This is a genomic window from Ensifer sp. Root142, assembly GCF_001426785.1.
Taxonomy (GTDB): domain Bacteria; phylum Pseudomonadota; class Alphaproteobacteria; order Rhizobiales; family Rhizobiaceae; genus Ensifer; species Ensifer canadensis.
The window spans coordinates 12352-34764 of sequence record NZ_LMFK01000014.1 but is presented as its reverse complement, the minus strand read 5'-3'; the positions used below and the strand labels follow the sequence as shown (position 1 = coordinate 34764).

The window sequence follows — 22413 nt, the reverse complement described above, 5'->3', positions numbered from 1 at the left end:
GGCCATGCATCAGCAGGAATGAATGGCATGCCTAAGGTTAGGGAACGCAAGGACGACGACAGCATTCGCTTCATCCTCAATGATAGCGAGGTGGCGCTTTCCGACGTCGCGCCGACCACGACCCTGCTCGACTATCTCAGGCTTGAGCGCCGGCTGACAGGAACCAAGGAAGGCTGCGCGGAGGGCGATTGCGGTGCCTGCACCGTGCTCGTCGGCCGGCTCGCCGGCGAAACGCTGGTCTATGAAAGCGTCAATGCCTGCATCCGCTTCGTCGGATCGTTGCATGCGACCCATGTGGTCACCGTTGAGCATCTCGCCGCCAGGGATGGAACGCTTCATCCCGTGCAGCAGGCGATGGTCGATTTCCATGGCTCACAATGCGGCTTCTGCACGCCCGGCTTCGTCATGTCGCTTTATGGCCTCTGGCTTTCGAACGACAATCCCAGCCGGGCCGACATCGAAAAGGCGCTGCAAGGCAACCTTTGTCGCTGCACCGGCTACGAGCCGATCGTCAAGGCGGCCGAGGCCGCCGCAAGCGCGCGGCCTTCTGCTATCTTCGATCCGATCACGGCTGCGCGCGAGGCCACCATCGCCCGCCTCAAGGCGCTTCAACCCGAGAAAACGATCACCGTCCGCCACGGTGAAAGCTGTCTGATCGTGCCGGCGGATGCCACCGGCCTCGCGACCGCTCTTGCCGAGCACAAAGGCGCGACGGTGGTTGCCGGCGCCACCGATGTCGGCCTCTGGGTCACCAAGCAGATGCGTCCGATCGATCCCGTCGTCTTCATCAACGGCATCGCCGAACTGCAGCGCATCGAGGAAAGCGACGGCGGCCTGACCATTGGTGCCGGCGTCAGCTATTCAGCCGCCTTTGCAGCGCTCAGCAAAGCCTATCCAGCCTTCGGCCGGTTGATCGACCGTATCGGCGGCGAACAGGTGCGCAACATGGGCACGATCGGCGGGAACATCGCCAACGGTTCGCCGATCGGCGACAGTCCACCGCCCCTGATCGTGCTGGGGGCAACTGTCACGCTGCGCTCGACGGAAGGGACGCGCACGCTGCCGCTTGAAGATTTCTTCATCGCCTACGGCAAGCAGGACCGCAAAGCCGGCGAATTCGTCGAGAGCGTCTTCGTGCCCGCGCTGCCGGCGGGTGAGCTGTTTGCGGCCTACAAGCTCTCCAAGCGCCGCGACGAGGACATTTCCGCATTACTCGGCGCCTTCCGCATTTCGCTTGACGGCAACCGGGTAGAGACCGCCCGCATCGCCTTTGGCGGCATGGCCGGCACGCCGAAACGCGCTGCAACCGTCGAGGCCGCGCTCATCGGCAAGCCCTGGACCGAGGAAATGGTGCGCGCCGCTCAGGCAGCCTTCGAGGCCGACTATCAGCCCTTGAGCGATTGGCGCGCCACCAGCACCTATCGCATGCTGGCGGCGAAGAACCTGCTGATGCGCTTTTTCCTGGAAAGTGGCGGCCAGCCGGCGGAGCTCGTGCGCTACGCGGCGGGAGAGAGGTAATCATGGACAAGTCGACCTTCGAAGAACGCAAGGCGATCAAGGGGCAGATGCATTCGCACCAGCGCCATGACAGCGCCCACAAGCACGTGACCGGCACCGCCGATTACATCGACGACATGCCGGAACCGGCGGGCACGCTGCACGGTGCGCTGGGGATGACCGACCGCGCCCACGCCGAAATCACCGCCATGGACCTCTCGGCCGTCGCCGCGGCGGCCGGCGTCGTCTGCGTGCTGACGGCGAGCGACATGCCGCATTCCAACGATATCAGCCCCAGCCACCTGCATGACGAGCCGGTGCTTGCCGACGGCATCGTGCAGTTCCACGGCCAGCCGGCCTTTGCCGTCATCGCCGAGACGCGCGACATCGCCCGTCGTGCTGCCCGGCTGGCGAAGATCAGCTATCGCGACCTGGCGCATTTCACCGATATCACCGATACGGTAGCCCATGGCGGCGAGCTCGTCACCCAGCCCCTGACCTTGCAGCGGGGCGATGCCGACGCTGAACTGGAAAAGGCGCCGCGCCGGCTGAAGGGCCGGATGCGCATCGGCGGCCAGGAGCACTTCTACCTCGAAGGCCATATCGCCCTTGCCATTCCCGGCGAGGACGACGAGGTCACCGTCTGGTCGTCGACCCAGCACCCAAGCGAAATCCAGCACATGGTCTCGCACGTGCTCGGCGTTCCCTCCAATGCGGTCACGGTCAATGTGCGCCGCATGGGCGGCGGCTTCGGCGGCAAGGAAACGCAGGGCAACCAGTTCGCAGCCCTTGCAGCCGTGGCGGCGAAAAAGCTCGGCCGTGCGGTCAAGTTTCGCCCCGACCGCGACGAGGACATGACCGCCACCGGCAAGCGTCACGACTTCCTCGTCGACTACGATGTCGGCTTCGACGAGGAAGGCCGCATCCACGCCGTTCACGCCAATTACGCTGCGCGCTGCGGCTACTCCTCCGATCTCTCCGGACCGGTGACCGACCGCGCGCTGTTCCACGCAGACAGCTCCTACTTCTACCCGCATGTAAAACTGACGTCGCAGCCGCTGAAGACGAACACCGTCTCCAACACCGCCTATCGCGGCTTCGGTGGCCCGCAAGGCATGGTCGGCGGCGAGCGCATGATCGAAGAGATCGCCTACGCTCTCGGCAAGGATCCGCTCGAGATCCGCAAGCTCAATTTCTACGGCGAGAAGGGTTCCGGCCGGGATATCACCCCTTACCACCAGCAGGTCGAAGACAACATCATCGCCCGGATCGTCGCCGAGCTTGAAGTCGACGCCGATTACCAGGCGCGCCGCATGGCCATTATCGAGTTCAACCGTGCGAGCCGTGTCATTCGCAAGGGCATCGCGCTGACGCCGGTGAAGTTCGGCATCTCCTTCACCATGACCGCATTTAACCAGGCCGGCGCCCTCGTGCACATCTATCAGGATGGCTCGATCCACCTGAACCACGGCGGCACGGAAATGGGCCAGGGCCTTTATGTGAAGGTCGCGCAGGTCATCGCCGACAGCTTCCAGGTCGATCTCGACCGCGTGCGCGTCACCGCGACCACGACCGGCAAGGTCCCCAACACCTCGGCGACCGCTGCATCGTCCGGCTCCGACCTCAATGGCATGGCCGCCTTCGATGCGGCGCGCCAGATCAAGGAACGGCTCGTCGCCTTTGCAGCCGAGCGCTGGCAGACGACGGCGGAAAACGTCACTTTCGTTCCCGATCACGTGAAGATCGGCGAAGAACTGGTACCCTTCCCGGAATTCATCAAGCTTGCCTATACGGCGCGCGTGCAGCTTTCGGCCGCCGGCTTCTACAAGACGCCGAAAATCCATTGGGACCGCGCGACCGGACGGGGAACGCCCTTCTACTACTTCGCCTATGGCGCCTCGGTGTCGGAAGTATCTGTTGATACGCTGACCGGCGAATACATGGTCGATCGCGTCGACGTGCTGCACGATGTCGGCCGCTCGCTCAATCCGGCGATCGACCTTGGCCAGATCGAAGGCGGTTTCGTCCAGGGCATGGGATGGCTGACAACGGAGGAGCTGTGGTGGGACGACAAGGGCCGACTGCGCACGCACGCACCCTCGACCTACAAGATCCCGCTCGCCTCGGACCGGCCGAAGATCTTCAACGTCAAACTGGCCGAGTGGTCGGAAAATGCGGAAAAGACCATCGGGCGGTCAAAGGCCGTGGGCGAACCGCCCTTCATGCTGCCGATCTCCGTGCTCGAGGCGCTGTCGATGGCGGTGGCGAGCGTTGCCGATTATCGCGAATGCCCGCGCCTTGATGCGCCGGCGACGCCGGAGCGCGTGCTGATGGCCGTCGAACGCCTTCGACAATCGTCTTGATTGATGACATCGCCGCGCATCCCGTTCGACGCGCGGCGTGTGAGAGCTCCGGTCAGATCCGGGGCAGCTCGTCGATGTTGACGAGGCGGTGCGCGTCGGCCTGCGCCTCGACATCGTCCCCATAGGGGCCACGGCCATCCATGAAACCCATGTCTCTTTTGATATGGTCGGACAGCGCATTGACGTCGAGCACCGGCTTGGCGACAACGGCACGGCCAAACAGGGTGGACGTGAGCCGCACGACCGCATCCAGCGAAAGAAGCGGTTTTCTTTCAGTATGTTCGATAACGTCGCAAGTCATTTTGAGCACCTGTTCGTCTTGGGAAGTTGACTTGCAGGATGCCGTGGAAGAGGATTGAGTTCCAATCGAACATCCGTCTGCATGCATCAAGAGAACTTATCCATGAAGATGTCCAAGCAGTTTCCGCTGAATGCGTTGAGGGTCTTCGAAGCCGTCGCCCGGCTCGGCAGTTTTACCAAGGCCGGCGAGGAGCTGGGCATGACCCAGACCGCCGTCAGCTACCAGGTCAAGCTGATCGAGGAGAGCGTCGGCGAGCCCTTGTTCCTGCGCCGCCCACGCCAGATCGCGTTGACCGATGTCGGCCAGCGGCTGGCGCCACGGGTCACCGAAGCCTTCGAGATGCTGCAGGAGGCCGTCTCCTCAGCGCGCGGCGATATCGACAGCACACTGTTGATCAGCTCGACCCCGACCTTCGCCTCGCAATGGCTCGCCCGCAACATCGGCTCGTTTCAGCTCGCCCACCCCACCATCGCCGTGCGCCTGGACACCAACGACAACCTCGTCGATTTTGCCAAGGAACCCACGGATCTCGCCATCCGCTCCGGCGCCGGCGTCTGGCCGGGCCTCGACACACATCCGCTGATGCGCGTCGAGTTCAGCCCGATGCTGAGCCCGGCACTCGCCGAAACCGTTGGCGGCATCCGCGAGCCGCGTGATCTCCTGAAGCTCAGGATCATCGATGCCGGCGACCCCTGGTGGCGGATCTGGTTTTCGGCCGCCGGCGTCGACGATCCGGATCTCGAGGGCCGCCCGACAAGCCGGCTCGGCGCGCAATCCTTCGAGGCGCGCGCCGCCGTTGCCGGCCAGGGCGTGGCGATCCTGACACCGGAATTCTACGGTGACGACGTAGCGCTTGGCCGGCTCTACCAGCCTTTCGACCTGCGCTGCAGCGACGGCTGCGACTACTGGCTGGCCTACCCGCATGCGCGCCGCAACACCCCGAAGATCCGCATCTTCCGCGACTGGATCCTCAGCGAACTCTGCCCGTCGGTTCAGTTCGGGGCCGATTGGGTAGAAGAGCGCAAGGCGGCTTCCGCGAGCTAGGGTAACCCATTAGAATCCATCAGGTTTATCATTCCGGGTGAATTCACCCCGAAATCGTCCCGATCGCGGCAATTTACGCTTGGAGGCGCATTCGCCCCCTTCCCCAACTCCCGGTTTTTGCGCAAGGTGCGCTGACGGAGAGAATAAAGGGGACCTGAATGTACGAGTTCGCCATCGCCTGGGAATGGCTGGCCTTTGCTGTGCGCTGGCTGCATGTCATTACCGCCATCGCCTGGATCGGCTCATCCTTCTATTTCATCGCGCTCGACCTCGGTCTCGTGAAGCGCGACCACCTGCCTGTTGGAGCCTACGGCGAGGAATGGCAGGTGCATGGCGGTGGCTTCTACCACATCCAGAAATATCTGGTCGCCCCCGCCTCGATGCCCGAGCACCTGACCTGGTTCAAATGGGAATCTTACGTGACGTGGCTTTCGGGCTTCGCCATGCTCTGTCTGGTCTATTACGGCGGTGCCGATCTTTTCCTGATCGATCGCCACGTGCTCGATATCTCGGCAACGTCCGCGATCCTGATCTCGCTCGCCTCGCTCGGCATCGGATGGGTCTTCTATGACCTGCTCTGCAAGTCGCCGCTCGGCAACAACACCTGGGGCCTGATGGCGCTTCTTTATGTGGCGCTGGTGATCATGGCCTGGGGCTATACCCAGGTGTTTACAGGCCGCGCCGCCTTCCTGCATCTGGGCGCTTTCACCGCCACCATCATGTCGGCCAACGTCTTCTTCCTCATCATTCCCAACCAGAAGATCGTCGTTGCCGACCTGATCGCCGGGCGCACGCCCGACCCGAAGCTCGGCGCCCAGGCCAAGCAGCGCTCGCTGCACAACAACTACCTGACCCTGCCGGTCATCTTCTTCATGCTGTCGAACCACTATCCGCTGGCTTTTGCCACCGCCTTCAACTGGATCATCGCGGCGCTGGTGTTCCTGATGGGTGTCACCATCCGGCACTGGTTCAATACGACCCATGCCCGCAAGGGTAGGCCTACCTGGACGTGGCTCGTCACCGTCCTCCTCTTCATCCTGATCATGTGGCTGTCGACCGTGCCGAAGGTGCTGACCGGCGAAGAAAAAGCCGAGGTCGCGCCGGTCTTTGCCCGGTTTGCGGAGAATGCGCATTTCCCCGCCGTCAAGGACGCGATCTCGACCCGCTGTTCCATGTGCCACGCAGCCGAACCGGTCTATGAGGGCATCGCCCGGCCGCCGAAGGGCGTGGTGTTAGAGAGCGATCAGGAGATTGCCGCCCACGCCCGCGAAATCTATATCCAGGCGGGGCGCAGCCATGCCATGCCGCCCGGCAACATAACCGACATGACGACGGACGAGCGCCAGTTGCTGGCAGCCTGGTTCGAAAGCGCCGTCGAGGAAGGCAAGACACAATGACAACGACGCTCATCCGCGGCCGCCTCTTGAGCTTTCACCGCGCGCCAATGGCAATCGAGGACAGCGCCGCCTACACCTATGAAAGCGATGGCGCGCTGCTGGTCGCAGACGGCCGGATCAAAACGTCTGGCACCTACGCGACTGTGAAGGCCGAGGCAGCGGATGATATCGTCGAGATCGATCACCGCCCGCACCTGATCGTGCCGGGCTTCATCGACACGCATCTGCATTTCCCGCAGATGCAGGTGATGGCCTCCTACGCCGCCAACCTGCTGGAATGGCTCAACACCTATACCTTCCCGGAAGAGTGCCGCTTCGTCGAGACCGCCCATGCCGAGCGCATCGCCAGCCGTTTCTTCGACGAAATGGTCCGCCACGGCACGACGACGGCGGCCGCCTATTGCACCGTGCATAAGGCATCCGCCGACGCCTTCTTCGCCGAGGCGCTACGCCGCGACATGCGCATGATCGCCGGCAAGGTGATGATGGACCGCAATGCCCCGCAGGGGTTGCTCGATACGCCGCAGATGGGCTACGACGAGACCCGCGCGGTAATCCGCGACTGGCACGGCAAGGGCCGCAACCATGTCGCCATCACTCCGCGCTTTGCCATCACCTCGACGCCGGAGCAGATGGACGTCGCAAAATCGCTGGTGCATGAGTTTCCCGACCTGCATGTCCAGACACATCTGTCGGAAAACCGCGACGAGATCGCCTTTACCTGCGAACTCTATCCGGAAGCCACCGATTATACCGACGTCTACGCCCGTTATGGGCTGCTTGGGCCGAAGAGCCTGTTCGGCCACTGCATCCACCTCTCAGACCGCGAGGCGGACGTGATGTGCGAGACGGGATCGGTCGCGGTCTTCTGCCCGACATCCAACCTCTTCCTCGGCTCGGGCCTTTTCCCGTTGCGGGCGCTCAACCGGCGCGAAAAGCCGGTACGCACCTCGGTCGCCTCGGATATCGGCGGCGGCACCAGCTATTCGATGCTGAAGACGCTCGACGAGGCCTACAAGATCCTGCAACTGCAGGGCGAGCGGCTGAACCCGTTCGACAGCTTCTTCATGATGACCCGCGGCAACGCCGAGGCGCTGTCGCTGGTCGATCGCATCGGCACGCTCGAGGCCGGCACCGACGCCGACTTCATCGTGCTCAACATGGCGGCAACACCGGCGATGGCGCTGCGCGCCGAAGTGGTCAACTCACTCGCCGATGAACTTTTCCTGCTCCAGACCATGGGCGACGACCGCGCGATCGTCGAGACCTATGTGGCGGGAAAACCGGCCAAGGCGGCACTCGCTGCTGCCTGACTTCACCGTCATTGGCAAAGAGGTCAAAAAAATTGACCTCTTTGCGTCCGCGCTATTAACAAGCCTCCGGCAAACATGGTAAGGCCTCGGTAGTCATCCCAAGAGTTGGGTGCGGAAAAGTGTCCGCGGCTTTCCGCCCGCATCCCGCTCTAACCTGTGTTTCAGATGAAGGCCGTTTCCATGACGCAAATCCTCGAAATCAGCGACCTCAAGGCCCTTGCCAAGCGCCGCGTACCGAAGCTCTTCTTCGATTACGCCGACAGCGGCGCCTGGACCGAGGGCACCTATCGCGCCAACGAGGAAGACTTCGCCAAGGTGAAGCTGCGCCAGCGGGTGCTGGTCGACATGACCAACCGCTCGCTGGAAACGACCATGATCGGCCAGAAAGTGTCGATGCCGGTGGCGCTGGCGCCGACGGGGCTGACCGGCATGCAGCACGCCGATGGCGAGATGCTGGCAGCCCAGGCGGCCGAAGCCTTTGGCGTTCCCTTCACGTTGTCGACCATGAGCATCTGCTCAATCGAGGATGTCGCGTCGGTCACAACCAAGCCCTTCTGGTTCCAGCTCTACGTCATGCGCGAGCGCGAGTTCGTGCTGAACCTCATCGACCGGGCCAAGGCCGCCAAGTGCTCGGCACTGGTGCTGACGCTCGACCTGCAGATCCTCGGCCAGCGCCACAAGGACCTGCGCAACAGCCTGTCGGCCCCGCCGAAGCTGACCCCCAAGCATCTCTGGCAGATGGCGACACGTCCCGGCTGGTGCATGAAGATGCTCGGCACCAACCGCCGCACCTTCCGCAATATCGTCGGCCACGCCAAGAGCGTCACCGACCTGTCCTCGCTCGGCGCCTGGACGGCAGAACAGTTCGACCCGCAACTCTCGTGGAAGGACGTCGAATGGATCAAGGAGCGCTGGGGCGGTCCGCTGATCCTGAAGGGCATTCTCGATCCGGAAGACGCCAAGATGGCGGCGGCGACCGGCGCCGACGCGATCATCGTCTCCAACCACGGCGGCCGCCAGCTCGATGGCGCCCATTCCTCGATCAGCATGCTGCCGCGCATCGTCGATGCGGTCGGCCACCAGATCGAGGTGCATCTCGATGGCGGCATCCGCTCCGGCCAGGACGTGCTGAAGGCCGTCGCCATGGGCGCCAAGGGCACCTATATCGGCCGCCCCTTCCTCTACGGCCTCGGCGCCATGGGGAAGGAAGGCGTGACCAAGGCGCTGGAAATCATCCGCAAGGAGATGGACATCACCATGGCGCTCTGCGGCAAGCGCGATATCAACGACGTCAACCGCGACATTCTCGCGGATTGATCGAGCGCGCCAACCGGCGAAGCCGGATTGCCTGAAAAGGGCGGCTTCGCGGCCGGCCTCCAACACGTGTGTGGAATGCCTGCAGTTCCAAATTGGTCGCATAAACTAAACGTATGCGATCGTTTCTTGCGGCGAACCGTCCTTTGAGACGGGCGGTTCAGTCGTAAGCTTCAGGATTGATGCAGGTCGCCTTTACAGCGCCGCGCGTCAAATATGACGCGCAAAGGACGCTGTATCGCTTCAAACTTGTTGCATAATTCTATCCTCAAATCGGATCAGATTTGAGGAATTATGCAGTAGATCCAAGAGTTTGCGGCTCTCCGATCTCTATTGCGTGCCCGTCGGGATCATAAGAACGGAACACCCGCTGTCCCCAGGCTTGCCGCTCAATCGGGTGGATCAGCTCCACCTGCGGCGCAATGCTTTCGAAGGCCGCTTCGATATTCTCATGCTCGAAGTAGAGCAGCAGGTTCCCTCGCCCATAGGGTTCTTCCGCGGGACCGACTTCCCGCCAGACTGTTTGTTCCAGCGAACGACCCTCGTGGATCGCAAAACCGGTCTCGAAGAGAACGAAGTTTCCGAAGTCCTTCAACACCGTCAGACCGAGTGTCTCCCGGTAAAAGTCCCTGGATCGATCGATGTCGCGGACGAAAGGGATCGGATTGATGAAACGCATCGAATTCCCCTCGTGAGTCTCAAAATCGTCTCACACAATCCCGATCAAGGCGACGGTTTTCGACTGAATTTTACGCCGCGAACACTCATCCACCCACGCTCAGCTGCCGCGATAGGTCGAGTAGCCGTAGGGCGAAAGAAGCAGCGGCACGTGATAATGGCTGGCCGGATCGGCAATGCCGAAGCGCAGCGGGATCAGGTCGAGGAAGGCAGGCTCCGGCAGGTCCGCACCGACACGACGAAGATAGTCGCCGGCGTGGAAGACCAACTCGTAGCTGCCCGCCATGAAGCCGATGCCTTCGACCATGGGCCCATCGACGCGTCCGTCGCTGTTGGTATGAACGGTGCGGATCAGTTGCCGCTCGTCGCCTTCGAGCCAAAAGAGGTCGATGCGCAAGCCTTCGGCCGGCGTGCCGAGCGCAGTGTCGAGGACATGGGTGGTCAGGCGGCCGGTGCTGCTCATCGCTGCTCTTCCTTCATATTGCGCTCTCGATGACGAAGGGCTCGTCGTAGACATATTCTTCGAGATTGTTTCCCGGCCCATCCCGATCGACGACGATGAAGTCGCTGACCGCGCCCACCGACATCAGCGGATGGTGCCAGACATTGCGCCCGTAGTTGACGCCCTGCCGCCCGTTCGCCCGGAACACCCGCGGCATTCCCGGTCGGCCCCCCTCGTCTTCGGCAACGACGACGAGCCAGGGCCGGTCCTCGAGCGGCGAAAAGCTCTGGCTGCCGAAGGGGTGTCGCTCCATCATCGCCACCGCGTAAGGAAAGGCGCGCGGCTGGCCGCGAAAGATATTGATGATGACATCGGCACCCTCGCCGACAACATCGGCACGCGCCAGGCCATGGAAGCGTTCGGTGGTCCCGCCATTGATGTACCGCATCGAAGCCGGATCAGCCTCGATGACCGTGCCGAACGGCGCGAAAGCATCCTGCGTCAGGGGTTCGATCGAAAGAATACGCGACATCAGGCCATCGCCCCGCGGTGCTCATTGCCGGCGGCGTCGGCATGGTCCGGTTCGACTGCCCTCGGTAAAGATGAGCGCAGATAGCGAACGGGTATGTCAGGCATTTTCGTCTCCTGGAAGCATGGATTGCAGCCGCAGGCGGGCGATCTTCTCCACCTGCGCACAGGCGGTTTCAAATTCCTCTTCGGTCGAATTGTCAATGCGCCTTTCGAACGAGGCGAGAATGTCGTTCTTCGTCAGGCCCTTGACCGCGATGATGAAGGGAAAGCCGAATTTCTGCGTATAGGCCTCGTTCAGCGCCGTGAACCGGGCATGCTCGTCGGCCGAAAGGCGGTCGAGGCCGGCCGACGCCTGCTCCGCCGTCGAGTCCGCCGTCAGCTTGCCGGCGATCGCCAGCTTGCCGGCAAGATCCGGGTGGGCGCGCAGCACCGCCAGCCTTTCGCGCGGCAGACCGGCGCGAAAGGCCTGGCAAAGTGCCGAGTGCACGTTGCCGGCCGAAAGTCCCGTTGCGGCCGCCCGGTCGTAGGCCCGTTCGGCAACCCATGGAGAATGCTCGAACACGCCGCCGAAGCGGCTGACGAAGGCGTCGCGATCGGACATCAGAGAGCCCCTTCCGGCTTGTGGTGTTCATACCAGTGACGGGCGATGTCGATGCGCCGCGGCACCCAGACCTTGTCGTGCGACATGACATAGTCGATGAACCGCGCCAGCGCCGCGGCGCGGCCTGGACGCCCAACGAGGCGGCAGTGCAGGCCGATGTTCATCATCTTGGCGTTGCCTTCCTTGCCCTCCTCATAGAGCACGTCGAACGTGTCTTTGAGATAGGTGAAGAACTGGTCGCCGGAGTTGAAACCCTGGTTCGTCGCAAAGCGCATGTCGTTGGCGTCGAGTGTGTAGGGGATGATCAGATGCGGCTTGTCGGCCGTCAGCCCCGCCACCCAATAGGGCAACTCATCCGCATAGGAATCGGAGGAATAGAGGAACCCGCCCTCTTCGAGAACGAGCTTCAGCGTGTTGCTTGAAGGCTTGCCCTGGTAAAGGCCAAGCGGGCGCTCGCCGGTCAGTTCGGTATGCAGCCGAACGACTTCGCGGATATGCTCGCGCTCCACCTCTTCGGGGAAATCCTTGTATTCGAGCCAGCGCAGGCCGTGGCTGGCGATCTCCCAGCCCGCTTCCTTCATGGCGGCGACCGCTTCGGGATTGCGAGCCATCGCCAACGTCACGCCGTAGACCGTCAACGGCACGTCGCGGCTGGTGAACATGCGCCAGAGCCGCCAGAAACCGGAGCGCGAACCGTACTCATAAATCGATTCCATGTTGAGGTTGCGCTGGCCCTGCCAAGGCTGTGCACCAACGATCTCCGAGAGCAGGCTCTCGGAGGCCAGGTCGCCATCGAGGATGCAGCTTTCGCCGCCCTCTTCATAGTTGAGCACGAACTGCACGGCGATACGCGCATCGCCCGGCCAGTTTGCCTTGGGCGGGTTGCGGCCATAGCCGACGAGGTCACGCGGATAGGAAGTCTCAGACATCAAATCACCCTTCGAATTTTCCGGAACGGTATCACCGCCGACCGGATTGTCGAGACAAAATGACGTCGGTGCAGACGGTTAGCGGCCGGCCATCAGCGAGGCGACCATCCGCGACAGTGGCGGGATAGGGCCTGGCGCAAGCGTCGCCTCGGCTGCCGGCCGCTTGATCCGTTCGGCCCGCTTGGCCGCCGAAATCTTGCCGAGCGGGTGTTGCGAGTGGACGCGCATCGGCGCGCCCGATTCCTGCTCCACGAACAGCGCCAGGCTGCCGATCGTCAGCGGCGGCGCCAGGCATGGTTCGAACAGGTCGCGAAGCGGTGCCTCGATGCTGCGCATCGCGTCCAGATTGAGCGGCCCGGTCAGCATCATGTGAAAGCGATATTCATCCATCACATGAGGATCGCCCCAGCGATGCAGGTTGGAAAATTGCGGCGCCGTCAGCCTGTCGGGGTCGGAGCGCTCGATGTCGTCTTCGCTGAGCGGCGCGCGGAACGCGTCGAATTCCTGGATGATGCTGGCGGCCAGCAGATGCATCGCCGTGCTCGGGATCTGCGGCATCAGTCCCCAGCAGTGGCCGAGCCGGGCCACTTCCAGGCGCTCGATCTCGAACGGCGTCTGGGCGCCGGCAAAATGCATCAGCGCCTTGAGTAGCTGCGCCTCGTCCATATCGGGGTGAAGCCGGAAGGGCGACATCACCACCGCCTGAAAGCCGAAGCGACGCGGGACAGCCGTATGGAAGGCGATCTCGGATGCGGTCAATCCGGAGATCGATGGTAACTCGGTGGGCTCGCCGGAATAGACATTGCGGCCGAGCCAACTGGCGGCAACCGTTGAAAGCGGGTCGGCCATCGGCGGCGTGAAACAAATGGCGTAACGCATGCGCATGCTCCGGAAATCCGTTCTGGCACAGACCCGCGACAATCGATCTCGATCGTCGCCAGGGTGCGCAGGTTCAAAATCTTAGAGCTTCAACAATACCCTCCCCGGGAAGACGCGACGCTCTATTGCCCGCGTCTTAGGTGATTTGCGTGACAGCTTGACGAAGTGGAAGGGGCAATACCACGCGATTACCGTCCGGATCGCGCCCGCAGCTTTTTCGGAACCATCCCACCGACCAGCCGTTCCCCTGAGGTAGCAAACAACGATGGAGAAGAAGCGTGACCTATCACAATGCGAACCTTCAGGACGCCGGGATCAAGGAAACCCATGACCTGATCGCCAGCGACAAGGTTGAAGGCACGAAGGTTTATGGCGCCGACAACAAGCACATCGGCTCGATCGAGCGCGTTATCCTGGAAAAGCGCAGCGGTCGCGTGGCCTATGCCGTGCTCGGGTTCGGCGGTTTTCTCGGCATCGGGGAAGATCACTATCCACTGCCTTGGGCCAAGCTGACCTATGATGAGAACCTCGGCGGCTATCGGACTGATGTGACTCGCGAACAGGTCGAGCGGGCGCCGAAATATCACGGCAACGAGGAATACGACTGGAACAGCGAGAACGGACGCCGGGTCTATGACTATTACGGCGTGCCGCCTTACTGGATGTAAGGATCGGGTTTACGATCGTCCCGACATGGCTCCGCCGATGGCGGGGCCGTTCTTATGCCGCCAGCTTAAAGATGTTTCTCGCGAAGTGCCGCTATGTGATTCTGGCACAAGAAGGATCCCGGAATGTCGATCAACGGCTGGCCGGTGATCTCGTCGACGACGAAGCGCGCGAGGCGGTGGGCGATGCCGAAGCTCACCTTGAAGCCGCCTGTCAGGACCGACAGGTTTTCGTGATCCGGATGGCGCCCGGCGATCGGCTCCCGGCCGGTCGATTTCGGCCGGATGCCGGCCCAGCGCTCGACCACCTCCGCCCCGCGCAAGGACGGGACCAGCGCCTCGGCGCGCACCAGCAGCTCATTCAGCAGTTCATCCGTCGACTGCGGATCGGCATATTTGTTCTCGCTGGTGCTGCCGACCGCGATATGCCCGTCGTCATGGGCGACGATATAGACGCCGTCGGTGAAGATGACGGGCAATTGCGGATCGACATCGGCCAGAAGCAGCGCCGCCTGGCCCTTGACCCCCGTGCCGCTCGGTCCACGGAGAGGTCCCGACAGCGCATCGACGAGCGGAAAGCTGTCGACGCCGGCAGCAACTATGCAATGGCCGAAGGCGATTTCCGTGGCGTCATCGAGTTCGGCGCGGCCCTGGCCCGGATGGATTGCTCGAACGCCCGTCCCCTCGACGATCCGCACGTTCGGCGATTGCGCCAGTGCCGCACGCAGAACCGCCAGCATCTGGCGTGGAGAAAGCCGACCGCCAAGCGTATCGAACACCAATCCGCAAGCCGCCGCCTCGGCACTGAGCCATCCGGACGGCAGCTCGTCGCGCACGTGCCAGAAGAACTGGCGGTCGCCTGCCCGCCAGTTGCGGGTCGCATCCTGCTCGTGGCGAAGAGCGATCTCGCGCAGATGCGGCTTCGCAAGCGGCATGATCCGCCCGCTGCGGCGGTAACCTGCCGAAAGTCCGGTTTCGGCCTCGAGCGTTTCGATCTCGCTTTCGAGCGACACCAGGGCGTCGAACTGGAATTGTTTCTTGGCGTTCCATTTGTCCGGCATGTGCGGCATCAGCGCGCCGAGTATGCCGCCACTGGCGCCGGCCCCGATGCGATGCTCGTCGACCAGTTGCACGTCCATGCCGGTCCGTGCTGCCGTAAGGGCTGCCCAGAGCCCCATGATGCCGCCGCCGACGATCAAAAGTTCGCTCATCGATTGACCTTCTCCGGTGGCGGGATTATCGCCATCGCATGACAGGATCCGCCGCAGAACCGAACCAGCCCCCGGCCCATCAAAGCCTCGATTGGCACGAGGGCGATATGCCCTATTCCAGGGAGTTTGGCGATCATTTTTATTGCCGCACCGACGGTCGGCTCGAATGCGGACATGTGTTCCTCGCCGGCAACGGCCTGCCCGAACGCTGGGCCTCCGGCGGGGCATTCACCATCGGCGAACTGGGCTTCGGCACCGGCCTCAATTTCTGTGAAACCTGGCGGCAATGGAAAGCTACGGCGACCACGGACGGCACGCTGCATTTCGTCAGTTTCGAGCGCTTTCCCATGCAGGCGGAGGAAATCTCCCGCGCCTTGTCCCATTGGCCGGAGATCGACGCCGAACGGCTGGCCCTCACCGATCGCTGGCCGGCAACCAACGACGGCAGGATCGAGATCGATCTTGGCGATGGCGTTCGCCTGACCGTCGTTTGCGGCACAGCACTGGAGGGGCTCGCCCAAGCGAAGGAGCGCTTCGATGCCTGGTTCCTCGATGGTTTTGCACCGTCCCGCAATCCCGACATGTGGTCGGAGGAGCTGATGCGGCTGGTGTTCGACAAGACCGCGGCCGGCGGCAGCTTCTCCACCTATGCCGCCGCCGGCTTCGTTCGCCGCAATCTGCAGGCGGCCGGCTTTGCCGTCGAGAAGCGCAAGGGCTTCGCCGGGAAGCGCGAGATGCTGCGCGGAGACAAGCGCTGAGCGAGGCGAGCAGTCGGCGTCCGCGGGCATTTTGACGGCCTTTACTCCACCAGAGAACTGAACTGTCGCAAATGGCAGGGGCATGACCGCGAAAAATCTGCGACAGAAATCCATCGGCAACGCGGTGGGTTTTTCATGAACGACGATCAGTTTCCGGATGCTGCCACAGGTGAAACTTCCTCAGCCCCGCTCGAGCGGCGACGCCGGCCCGGCGGCCGCAGTGGCGAGCGCACACGAAAATCCTCAGGCGGTAAATATCTCAATCTCGTCAACACCCAGAGCAAATCCTCGGTACTGTCAGAAGACGCGCTCGAGGCGATCCATCAGGCGTCGCTGACGATCCTGGAAGAGATCGGCATGGATGTCATCCTGCCCGAGGCGCGCCAGCGCATGAAGGCAGCGGGCGCCGATATCACCCCCGGCACCGACCGCGTGCGCTTCGATCGCGGGCTGATCATGGAGATGATCGCTTCGGTTCCCTCCTCCTTCACCATGCATGCGCGCAATCCGGCCCGCAACGTCGCGATCGGCGGCAACAATCTGGTCTTCGCCCAGATCGCCAGCGCCCCCTTCGTGGCCGACCGCGAAGGCGGCAGGCGCACCGGCAATCAGGAGGATTTCCGCAAGCTGGTGAAGCTCGCCCAGTCCTACGACATCATCCACACCACCGGCGGCTATCCCGTCGAGCCGGTCGACCTGCACGCATCCGTGCGTCATCTCGACTGCCTCTCCGACATGGTGAAGCTCACCGACAAGGTCTTCCACGTCTATTCGCTCGGCCGCGAGCGGAACACCGACGGCATCGAGATCGCCCGCATCGGTCGCGGCATATCCATGGAGCAGATGGAGCGCGAACCGTCGCTGTTCACCATCATCAACACCTCCTCGCCGCTGCGCCTCGACGGGCCGATGCTGCAGGGCATCATCGAAATGTCTTCGCGCAATCAGGTGGTGGTGGTCACGCCATTTACGCTCGCAGGCGCCATGGCGCCGGTCACGATCGCCGGTGCCCTGGTGCAGCAGAATGCCGAGGCGCTGTGCGGCATCGCCTTCACCCAGATGGTCCGGCGCGGCGCGCCGGTCATGTATGGCGGCTTTACCTCGAATGTCGACATGAAGACGGGCGCACCCGCCTTCGGCACGCCGGAATACATGAAGGCGGTCATTGCCGGCGGCCAGCTCGCCCGCCGCTACAACATTCCCTACCGCACGTCCAACACCAACGCCGCCAATACGCTCGATGCGCAGGCAGCCTACGAGTCCGCGCTATCGCTCTGGGCACTGACGCAAGGCGGCGGCAACTTCGTCATGCATGCGGCCGGCTGGACCGAGGGCGGACTGACCGCCTCGTTCGAAAAATTCATCCTCGACGTCGACATGCTGCAGATGGTGGCGGAATTCCTGACGCCGCTCGATGTCAGCGAGGATGCACTCGGGCTCGACGCGGTGCGCGACGTCGGCCCCGGCGGGCACTACTTCGGCACGCTGCACACGTTGCAACGCTATGAGACAGCGTTCTATTCGCCGATCCTTTCCGACTGGCGCAACTTCGAAACCTGGACGGAGGCGGGCCGGCCGACGACCTATGACCACGCCAACCGTGTCTTCAAGCAGAAGCTCAACGAATACGAACGGCCGCCGCTGGACCCGGTGATCGAAGACGAACTCGACGCCTTCGTTGCAAAACGCAAGGAGGAAGGCGGCGTCCCGACGGATTTCTGACGGGACGCCTTGTTACATCAAGATGCGGCATGCGTATGAGAGCATTTCCGCCCTCTGCCTTACGCATGCCCAGACGGGAAACCGCTAAGCACTTTCCCTGCAAAAGCTTCAGGGATAAACGGCCGAGCGGGCGGTGGCGATCAGTTGCTCGATCGGCACAGTGACGCAGTTGCGGTCGATTTCGGCCACCGTCTTCTGCCTTACATTGGCAGAAAGCAGCTTGCGCAAATCTCCGAGCGTCCTTGGCGCCGCGCAGATCACCAGGCTGTCGAAGGCGTTGTCGTTCAGATAGCCTTCGAGCCTGCTGGCCACATCGACGGCAAAGCGATGCTTTTCCTCGCGTACCGGATCACTGCTGTATTCCATCGCCGACCGGCCATGACCGACGGACGAATGGCTGCGTCCCGGCTTGTCGGCCATGATATCCTGGGCGCGTTTCGGGTCGGTGTGAATAACCTCTTCTTCCGGGTGCTGACGTTCGTCCTTCCGCAGGTTGACGCCCTTGACGAAGCGCGCCGTATTGCCATCCGCGGCCAGTATCCAAGTCCGGTTCTGCACGATTGTCTCCCATGCAATGATGTTGCTCGTGGGCAGGCCAGAATAAGCCCTTAATAGAAACGGATGAAGCCCGATCCGGTTCCATCTTTTCCTCGATCGCGCGCACTTTTACGGTGTCATCCTACATGCGCGAGAGATAGGCGTCGAAGCTGCGCTCTGGTGACGACTGGAAATGATCGCGCTCGAGTTTCATCTCCCGGATGCGATCCACCCGGAAGTCGCGAAAGTCCTGGCGCAGCTCGCACCAGGTGGTCAGCAGCCAGTGATGGCCGAAGACGCTGAGGCCGAGCGGCCAGACGGTGCGCTCCGAGCTCTGATCGGCGAGGCTTTCATAGGCCATGCGCACCTTGCGCTCCTCGGCGATCGCCCGGCGCAGGTCACCCAGCATCGGCGGCGGCTTCGGCTGCAGCGCCGAACGGAAGGCGCGGATCGGGGCGCTGCGCAGCCGCGCCACGTGCTCGGGCGGAAGTCCGTGTTCGATCTTTTCCATGGCCTCGCGCGCGGCCTGCGCCAGCCGGTGGTCGCCAAGCATCTGCACGGCCCGCGCGCCGAAGGCCAGCGCTTCGAGCTGCTCGAAGGTGAAAGCGAGCGGCGGCGCGTCAAAGCTCTCGCGCAGGAGGTATCCGACACCGCGCTCGCCGTCGATCGGCGCACCCGAAGCCATCAGGTGTTCCATGTCGCGGTAGATGGTCCGCCGCGCCACCTCCATCTTGTCGGCGATTTCCTGCGCCGTCATCGCCCGGCCGGTCGCCCGCATGAGCTGGATGATTCGAAACAGCCGGTCGGCAGGTCTCATTCGCGTATTCCCATCGCATGTCGATGTAAGGCTATGGCCATAAGGCTGTCAGTTGCACTGTGCTTTAGTCAAGCGGCAATCAACATGGAGCATGACATGACCACCAAGAGCATCCTCGAACTCGCCGTCTGCATCGTTGTGGACAAGCCCGCGGCCGCAGCCGCGCGCCATCGGGCGATGCAGGCCGTTTCAAACTATCCGGGCTTCATTTCCTGGCGCGCCGTCGGCTCGTGCGAAAAGCCCGACATGCTCGCGGATCTGGTCGAGTGGGAAACGCTCGATGATGCCAGATCGGCAGGCGAACGCGTGCGTCGCGACCCGGATTTCGCCCCTTACATGGCGGCAATCAGCGCGGTAATGCTGATGCAGCATTTTGCTGTCGAACAGCAGATCTGAGCCGGGAGAGTACCGAGAGATGGCGGAGCCACTGAAAAACCTGTTGCATCCGGGCGTCGTCACCGCCATCGCAGACCGCCTGAGCGCGGTCTGCCCGACATTCGACCGCAAAAGGTTCGAGGCGCTTGCCAGCGACAATCTCGAGGCACTGGAACTGATGCAACGATCGCTGCAGATCCGCGATGCGCTCATCGAAACCCTACCGCAGTCCTTCCCGCAAGCCGCGGCAAAGCTTGGCGATTGTCTGCACACCGACGAGAGGCCCGGCCTCAGCGGCTGGACCCTGTTGCCCGTCAGCCAATATGTCGCCGCACGCGGGCTTGGCGATTTCGAGCTATCGCTGTGGCTGCTGCGCGCTTTGACGCCGCACTTCACCTCCGAGTTCGGTATCCGCGTGTTCATCGACACGGACCAGGAGCGGGCGCTCACGATCATCGGCTCATGGGTAACGGACGCCAATCACCATGTCAGGCGTCTGGCGAGCGAAGGCACCCGCCCGCGCCTGCCCTGGGCAATGCGGCTGCCGAAGCTCATCCGCGATCCCCAGCCGATCCTGCCGATCCTGACGGCCCTCCTCGACGACCCCGAGGACTATGTGCGCCGCTCGGTTGCCAACAGCCTCAACGACATTGCCAAGGATCACCCGGATCTGGTGGCCGGTTTCGTGGCCGAACACATGGTGGGTGCCTCGCCGGAGCGGCAGCAATTGCTGCGCCATGCCTCGCGAACGCTTCTGAAACAGGGACATGAGGCAGCTCTTTCGAACTTCGGCTTTGCCGCACCCGCCGGCATAGACGCAGCCTTCTCGCTCGACCGGTCGGACATCGCGCTCGGCGAAAGCCTCGTCTTCAAGCTTTCGGTCAGGCACACCGCGAAGACCACCCAGAAGATCATGATCGACTACGCCGTACACCACCGCAAAGCGAATGGCACGACCTCGCCCAAGGTGTTCAAGTGGACATCGGCGACGCTGGAGCCGGGCGCGACGATCAGGATCGAAAAGCGTCACGCGATTCGGCCAATCACAACCCGTCGTTACTATTCCGGCACCCATCGCGTGGTGATCCTCGTCAACGGCCAGGAGGCTGCCGACGCCGATTTCGAGCTGTCGGTCGCCGAATAGCCCCCACCTCATTTCGCACCTGCGAAAAGATGGACCTTGACTTTTGGGGCCAAAACGACGACATGGACGCAGCGTCACCTTCAGGCCGCCGCGTGAGCGCGCCCTCGGCAACACAGAAAGCCGTGAAGAAGGAAAAGCGCAACCATACGCCGTAACCGGCGACAGCACAGGCGCTTGACGACTTTTTTCTTAACCCACAAGTTCCCAATTCACGCGGGGTTCTTGACGCCAAACGACACCGGAACAGCAGATAGCGGTTCCGGCGAATGCGTTTGGCGCCCCCAAAAGGTATATACATTTGTCCACCTTCAAAGATCTTGGTCTTTCCGAACACATTCTGGAGACCCTGTCCGCCAACGGCTTCGAAAAGCCGACGCCGATCCAGGCGCAGGCCATTCCGCTGGTGTTGAAGGGCCACGACCTCATCGGTCTCGCCCAGACCGGAACCGGCAAGACGGCCGCCTTCGGCCTGCCGATGATCGAAAAGCTCGTTGCCGACGGCAAGCGCCCCGACCCGCGCAACATCCGCGCCCTGGTGCTGGCGCCGACCCGCGAACTGGTCAACCAGATCGCAGCCAACCTCAAGCTGTTCGTCAAGAAGTCCCCGCTGAAGATCGGCGTTGTCGTCGGCGGCGTCTCGATCAACAAGCAGACCGAACAGCTCGCCCGCGGCGTCGACATCCTGGTCGCAACGCCGGGCCGCCTGCTCGACCTCATCAACCGCAAGGCCGTGACGCTGACCCAGGGTCGCTACCTCGTGCTCGACGAAGCCGACCAGATGCTCGATCTCGGCTTCATCCATGACCTGCGCAAGATTTCGAAGCTCGTGCCGAAGAACCGCCAGACGCTGCTGTTCTCGGCGACGATGCCGAAGCTGATCGCTGAACTCGCCGGCGAATATCTGACCGACCCGGTCAAGGTTCAGGTGACGCCTCCGGGCAAGGCCGCCGACAAGGTCGAACAGTATGTTCATTTCGTCCCCGGCAAGGACCTGAAGACGACCATCCTCAAGAAGACCCTGACCGACAATCCGGATGGCCTGTCGCTGATCTTCAGCCGTACCAAGCATGGCGCCGAGAAGCTGATGAAGCATCTCGACCACGTCGGCTTCAAGGCCGCCTCGATCCATGGCAACAAGAGCCAGGGCCAGCGTGAGCGTGCGCTCAAGTCCTTCCGTGACGGTGAGATCCGCGTGCTCGTGGCAACCGACGTCGCTGCCCGCGGCATCGACATCCCCGGCGTCACCCACGTCTACAACTACGACCTGCCGGAAGTTCCCGATGCCTACGTTCACCGCATCGGCCGTACTGCCCGCGCCGGCCGCGACGGCATCGCGATCGCTTTCTGCGCACCGGACGAAATCCGCCTGCTTCGCGACATCGAGAAGCTGATGGGCATCAACATCGCGGTTGCCAGCGGCGAAGCGCCTGCCGACCAGGCCCGTCCGTCCAAGGGACGCGGCGGTCGCGGCAACGGCAATGGCAACGGCCAGCACCGCGGCAATGGCGGCGGCGGCCAGCGTCAGGACGCCCGCCCGCGCCGCGAACGCCCGGCTCGCCAGTCGGCACTGGCTCCAAGCAGCTTTGCCGGTGACGATCTTCTGCGCGACGACCGCCCGAAGCAGGACCGCCGCGATCAGCGTCCGGCTGGCCAGCCCCACGCCGACGGCCGTTCGGAAGGCAACCGCAACCACGAACCCAAGAAGCACCACGGTCGTCCCGGCCAGAAGCCGGGCGAATGGCGCAACAAGGGCCCGCGCCCTGAAGGCCAGGCCGGCGACCGCCGCGAAGGCGGCCAGGGCGGCATGCGTCGTGGCGCCGGTGGCGGCAACCGCGGCCAGCAGGGCTGATCGGCAAGACATTGCCTAGCGCATTTTCAGAAAGCCTGCGAAGCAG

General features: G+C 62.9%; 22 protein-coding genes. 12 read left to right on the top strand and 10 right to left on the bottom strand.

Features of this window, described 5'->3' with window-relative positions; all coding sequences use genetic code 11:
• The first annotated feature begins 27 nt into the window (after window positions 1-27).
• The gene (gene xdhA / locus ASD52_RS17475; protein WP_057225001.1) at window positions 28-1518 is read left to right on the top strand and encodes a xanthine dehydrogenase small subunit; all 1491 of its coding nucleotides are present in this window, start codon (window positions 28-30) and stop codon (window positions 1516-1518) included.
• 2 nt (window positions 1519-1520) lie between these two features.
• Entirely contained in the window at window positions 1521-3860 is a 2340-nt protein-coding gene (gene xdhB / locus ASD52_RS17470; RefSeq protein ID WP_057224986.1) for a xanthine dehydrogenase molybdopterin binding subunit, read from the top strand.
• A gap of 52 nt (window positions 3861-3912) precedes the next feature.
• Here xdhB and ASD52_RS17465 read toward each other — a convergent pair whose 3' ends face one another.
• Window positions 3913-4161, bottom strand: a complete 249-nt coding sequence (locus ASD52_RS17465; protein ID WP_025428012.1) for a hypothetical protein — start codon at window positions 4159-4161, stop codon at window positions 3913-3915.
• Between the two features lie 102 nt (window positions 4162-4263).
• Between ASD52_RS17465 and ASD52_RS17460 the strand changes: the two genes are divergently transcribed.
• The 4 genes from ASD52_RS17460 (at window position 4264) to ASD52_RS17445 (ending at window position 9232) form a co-directional block, all read left to right on the top strand.
• A complete protein-coding gene (locus ASD52_RS17460; RefSeq protein ID WP_057212610.1) occupies window positions 4264-5205 on the top strand; it encodes a LysR substrate-binding domain-containing protein in 942 nt (313 codons plus the stop codon).
• Window positions 5206-5363: 158 nt separating this feature from the next.
• Complete coding sequence (gene puuD, locus ASD52_RS17455) at window positions 5364-6602, top strand: urate hydroxylase PuuD (protein ID WP_025428014.1); 1239 nt, start codon at window positions 5364-5366, stop codon at window positions 6600-6602.
• A complete protein-coding gene (gene guaD, locus ASD52_RS17450; RefSeq protein WP_025428015.1) occupies window positions 6599-7915 on the top strand; it encodes a guanine deaminase in 1317 nt (438 codons plus the stop codon). The genes puuD and guaD overlap by 4 nt, the downstream gene beginning before the upstream one ends.
• Before the next feature lie 180 nt (window positions 7916-8095).
• A complete protein-coding gene (locus ASD52_RS17445; RefSeq protein WP_025428016.1) occupies window positions 8096-9232 on the top strand; it encodes an alpha-hydroxy acid oxidase in 1137 nt (378 codons plus the stop codon).
• A gap of 289 nt (window positions 9233-9521) precedes the next feature.
• Here ASD52_RS17445 and ASD52_RS17440 read toward each other — a convergent pair whose 3' ends face one another.
• From ASD52_RS17440 to ASD52_RS17415, 6 genes are all read right to left on the bottom strand, one after another.
• Entirely contained in the window at window positions 9522-9908 is a 387-nt protein-coding gene (locus ASD52_RS17440; RefSeq protein WP_057224984.1) for a VOC family protein, read from the bottom strand.
• Between the two features lie 99 nt (window positions 9909-10007).
• On the bottom strand, window positions 10008-10370 hold the full coding sequence (gene uraH / locus ASD52_RS17435) for a hydroxyisourate hydrolase (RefSeq protein WP_025428018.1): 363 nt from the start codon (window positions 10368-10370) through the stop codon (window positions 10008-10010).
• Window positions 10371-10383: 13 nt separating this feature from the next.
• Window positions 10384-10881, bottom strand: coding sequence for an ureidoglycolate lyase (locus ASD52_RS17430; protein ID WP_025428019.1), 498 nt, complete (start codon window positions 10879-10881; stop codon window positions 10384-10386).
• A 96-nt stretch (window positions 10882-10977) separates the two neighbouring features.
• Window positions 10978-11481, bottom strand: coding sequence for a 2-oxo-4-hydroxy-4-carboxy-5-ureidoimidazoline decarboxylase (gene uraD / locus ASD52_RS17425; protein ID WP_025428020.1), 504 nt, complete (start codon window positions 11479-11481; stop codon window positions 10978-10980).
• Window positions 11481-12410 (bottom strand): allantoinase PuuE, encoded by a 930-nt coding sequence (gene puuE / locus ASD52_RS17420; RefSeq protein ID WP_025428021.1) that lies wholly within the window; start codon window positions 12408-12410, stop codon window positions 11481-11483. The genes uraD and puuE overlap by 1 nt, the downstream gene beginning before the upstream one ends.
• A 78-nt stretch (window positions 12411-12488) precedes the next feature.
• The gene (locus ASD52_RS17415) at window positions 12489-13289 is read right to left on the bottom strand and encodes a DUF1045 domain-containing protein (protein WP_025428022.1); all 801 of its coding nucleotides are present in this window, start codon (window positions 13287-13289) and stop codon (window positions 12489-12491) included.
• A 278-nt stretch (window positions 13290-13567) separates the two neighbouring features.
• Here ASD52_RS17415 and ASD52_RS17410 point away from each other — a divergent pair, with 278 nt between their 5' ends.
• A complete protein-coding gene (locus ASD52_RS17410; protein WP_025428023.1) occupies window positions 13568-13957 on the top strand; it encodes a PRC-barrel domain-containing protein in 390 nt (129 codons plus the stop codon).
• A 65-nt stretch (window positions 13958-14022) separates the two neighbouring features.
• Here ASD52_RS17410 and ASD52_RS17405 read toward each other — a convergent pair whose 3' ends face one another.
• Entirely contained in the window at window positions 14023-15165 is a 1143-nt protein-coding gene (locus tag ASD52_RS17405; RefSeq protein WP_025428024.1) for an FAD-binding oxidoreductase, read from the bottom strand.
• A gap of 38 nt (window positions 15166-15203) precedes the next feature.
• Here ASD52_RS17405 and mnmD point away from each other — a divergent pair, with 38 nt between their 5' ends.
• Together mnmD and ASD52_RS17395 are read left to right on the top strand one after the other, a co-directional pair.
• Complete coding sequence (mnmD, locus tag ASD52_RS17400; protein ID WP_025428025.1) at window positions 15204-15923, top strand: tRNA (5-methylaminomethyl-2-thiouridine)(34)-methyltransferase MnmD; 720 nt, start codon at window positions 15204-15206, stop codon at window positions 15921-15923.
• Between the two features lie 135 nt (window positions 15924-16058).
• Window positions 16059-17645 carry a trimethylamine methyltransferase family protein gene (locus ASD52_RS17395; protein ID WP_025428026.1) on the top strand — a complete coding sequence of 529 codons (1587 nt, stop codon included), beginning with the start codon at window positions 16059-16061 and terminating at the stop codon, window positions 17643-17645.
• A 108-nt stretch (window positions 17646-17753) separates the two neighbouring features.
• Here ASD52_RS17395 and ASD52_RS17390 read toward each other — a convergent pair whose 3' ends face one another.
• Window positions 17754-18203, bottom strand: a complete 450-nt coding sequence (locus tag ASD52_RS17390; protein WP_025428027.1) for a host attachment protein — start codon at window positions 18201-18203, stop codon at window positions 17754-17756.
• Window positions 18204-18324: 121 nt separating this feature from the next.
• On the bottom strand, window positions 18325-18999 hold the full coding sequence (locus ASD52_RS17385) for a YafY family protein (protein WP_025428028.1): 675 nt from the start codon (window positions 18997-18999) through the stop codon (window positions 18325-18327).
• Window positions 19000-19095: 96 nt separating this feature from the next.
• On the opposite strand from ASD52_RS17385, the gene ASD52_RS17380 reads away from it, so the two are divergent.
• From ASD52_RS17380 to ASD52_RS17370, 3 genes are all read left to right on the top strand, one after another.
• Window positions 19096-19395 (top strand): hypothetical protein, encoded by a 300-nt coding sequence (locus tag ASD52_RS17380; RefSeq protein WP_057212598.1) that lies wholly within the window; start codon window positions 19096-19098, stop codon window positions 19393-19395.
• A 19-nt stretch (window positions 19396-19414) separates the two neighbouring features.
• Window positions 19415-20518 (top strand): DNA alkylation repair protein, encoded by a 1104-nt coding sequence (locus ASD52_RS17375; RefSeq protein ID WP_057205781.1) that lies wholly within the window; start codon window positions 19415-19417, stop codon window positions 20516-20518.
• Between the two features lie 298 nt (window positions 20519-20816).
• Entirely contained in the window at window positions 20817-22367 is a 1551-nt protein-coding gene (locus tag ASD52_RS17370; RefSeq protein ID WP_025428030.1) for a DEAD/DEAH box helicase, read from the top strand.
• Window positions 22368-22413 lie beyond the last annotated feature (46 nt).

Bases quoted from the DNA above. Each gene is read 5' to 3' on its own strand.
- ASD52_RS17405 (WP_025428024.1), bottom strand. From the start codon at position 15,165: ATGAGCGAACTTTTGATCGTCGGCGGCGGCATCATGGGGCTCTGGGCA.
- ASD52_RS17445 (WP_025428016.1), top strand. From the start codon at position 8,096: ATGACGCAAATCCTCGAAATCAGCGACCTCAAGGCCCTTGCCAAGCGC.
- ASD52_RS17375 (WP_057205781.1), top strand. From the start codon at position 19,415: ATGGCGGAGCCACTGAAAAACCTGTTGCATCCGGGCGTCGTCACCGCC.
- puuD (WP_025428014.1), top strand. From the start codon at position 5,364: ATGTACGAGTTCGCCATCGCCTGGGAATGGCTGGCCTTTGCTGTGCGC.
- xdhB (WP_057224986.1), top strand. From the start codon at position 1,521: ATGGACAAGTCGACCTTCGAAGAACGCAAGGCGATCAAGGGGCAGATG.
- puuE (WP_025428021.1), bottom strand. From the start codon at position 12,410: ATGTCTGAGACTTCCTATCCGCGTGACCTCGTCGGCTATGGCCGCAAC.
- mnmD (WP_025428025.1), top strand. From the start codon at position 15,204: ATGACAGGATCCGCCGCAGAACCGAACCAGCCCCCGGCCCATCAAAGC.
- ASD52_RS17430 (WP_025428019.1), bottom strand. From the start codon at position 10,881: ATGTCGCGTATTCTTTCGATCGAACCCCTGACGCAGGATGCTTTCGCG.
- xdhA (WP_057225001.1), top strand. From the start codon at position 28: ATGCCTAAGGTTAGGGAACGCAAGGACGACGACAGCATTCGCTTCATC.
- ASD52_RS17460 (WP_057212610.1), top strand. From the start codon at position 4,264: ATGAAGATGTCCAAGCAGTTTCCGCTGAATGCGTTGAGGGTCTTCGAA.
- uraH (WP_025428018.1), bottom strand. From the start codon at position 10,370: ATGAGCAGCACCGGCCGCCTGACCACCCATGTCCTCGACACTGCGCTC.
- uraD (WP_025428020.1), bottom strand. From the start codon at position 11,481: ATGTCCGATCGCGACGCCTTCGTCAGCCGCTTCGGCGGCGTGTTCGAG.
- ASD52_RS17380 (WP_057212598.1), top strand. From the start codon at position 19,096: ATGACCACCAAGAGCATCCTCGAACTCGCCGTCTGCATCGTTGTGGAC.
- ASD52_RS17440 (WP_057224984.1), bottom strand. From the start codon at position 9,908: ATGCGTTTCATCAATCCGATCCCTTTCGTCCGCGACATCGATCGATCC.
- guaD (WP_025428015.1), top strand. From the start codon at position 6,599: ATGACAACGACGCTCATCCGCGGCCGCCTCTTGAGCTTTCACCGCGCG.
- ASD52_RS17385 (WP_025428028.1), bottom strand. From the start codon at position 18,999: ATGAGACCTGCCGACCGGCTGTTTCGAATCATCCAGCTCATGCGGGCG.
- ASD52_RS17415 (WP_025428022.1), bottom strand. From the start codon at position 13,289: ATGCGTTACGCCATTTGTTTCACGCCGCCGATGGCCGACCCGCTTTCA.
- ASD52_RS17465 (WP_025428012.1), bottom strand. From the start codon at position 4,161: ATGACTTGCGACGTTATCGAACATACTGAAAGAAAACCGCTTCTTTCG.
- ASD52_RS17395 (WP_025428026.1), top strand. From the start codon at position 16,059: ATGAACGACGATCAGTTTCCGGATGCTGCCACAGGTGAAACTTCCTCA.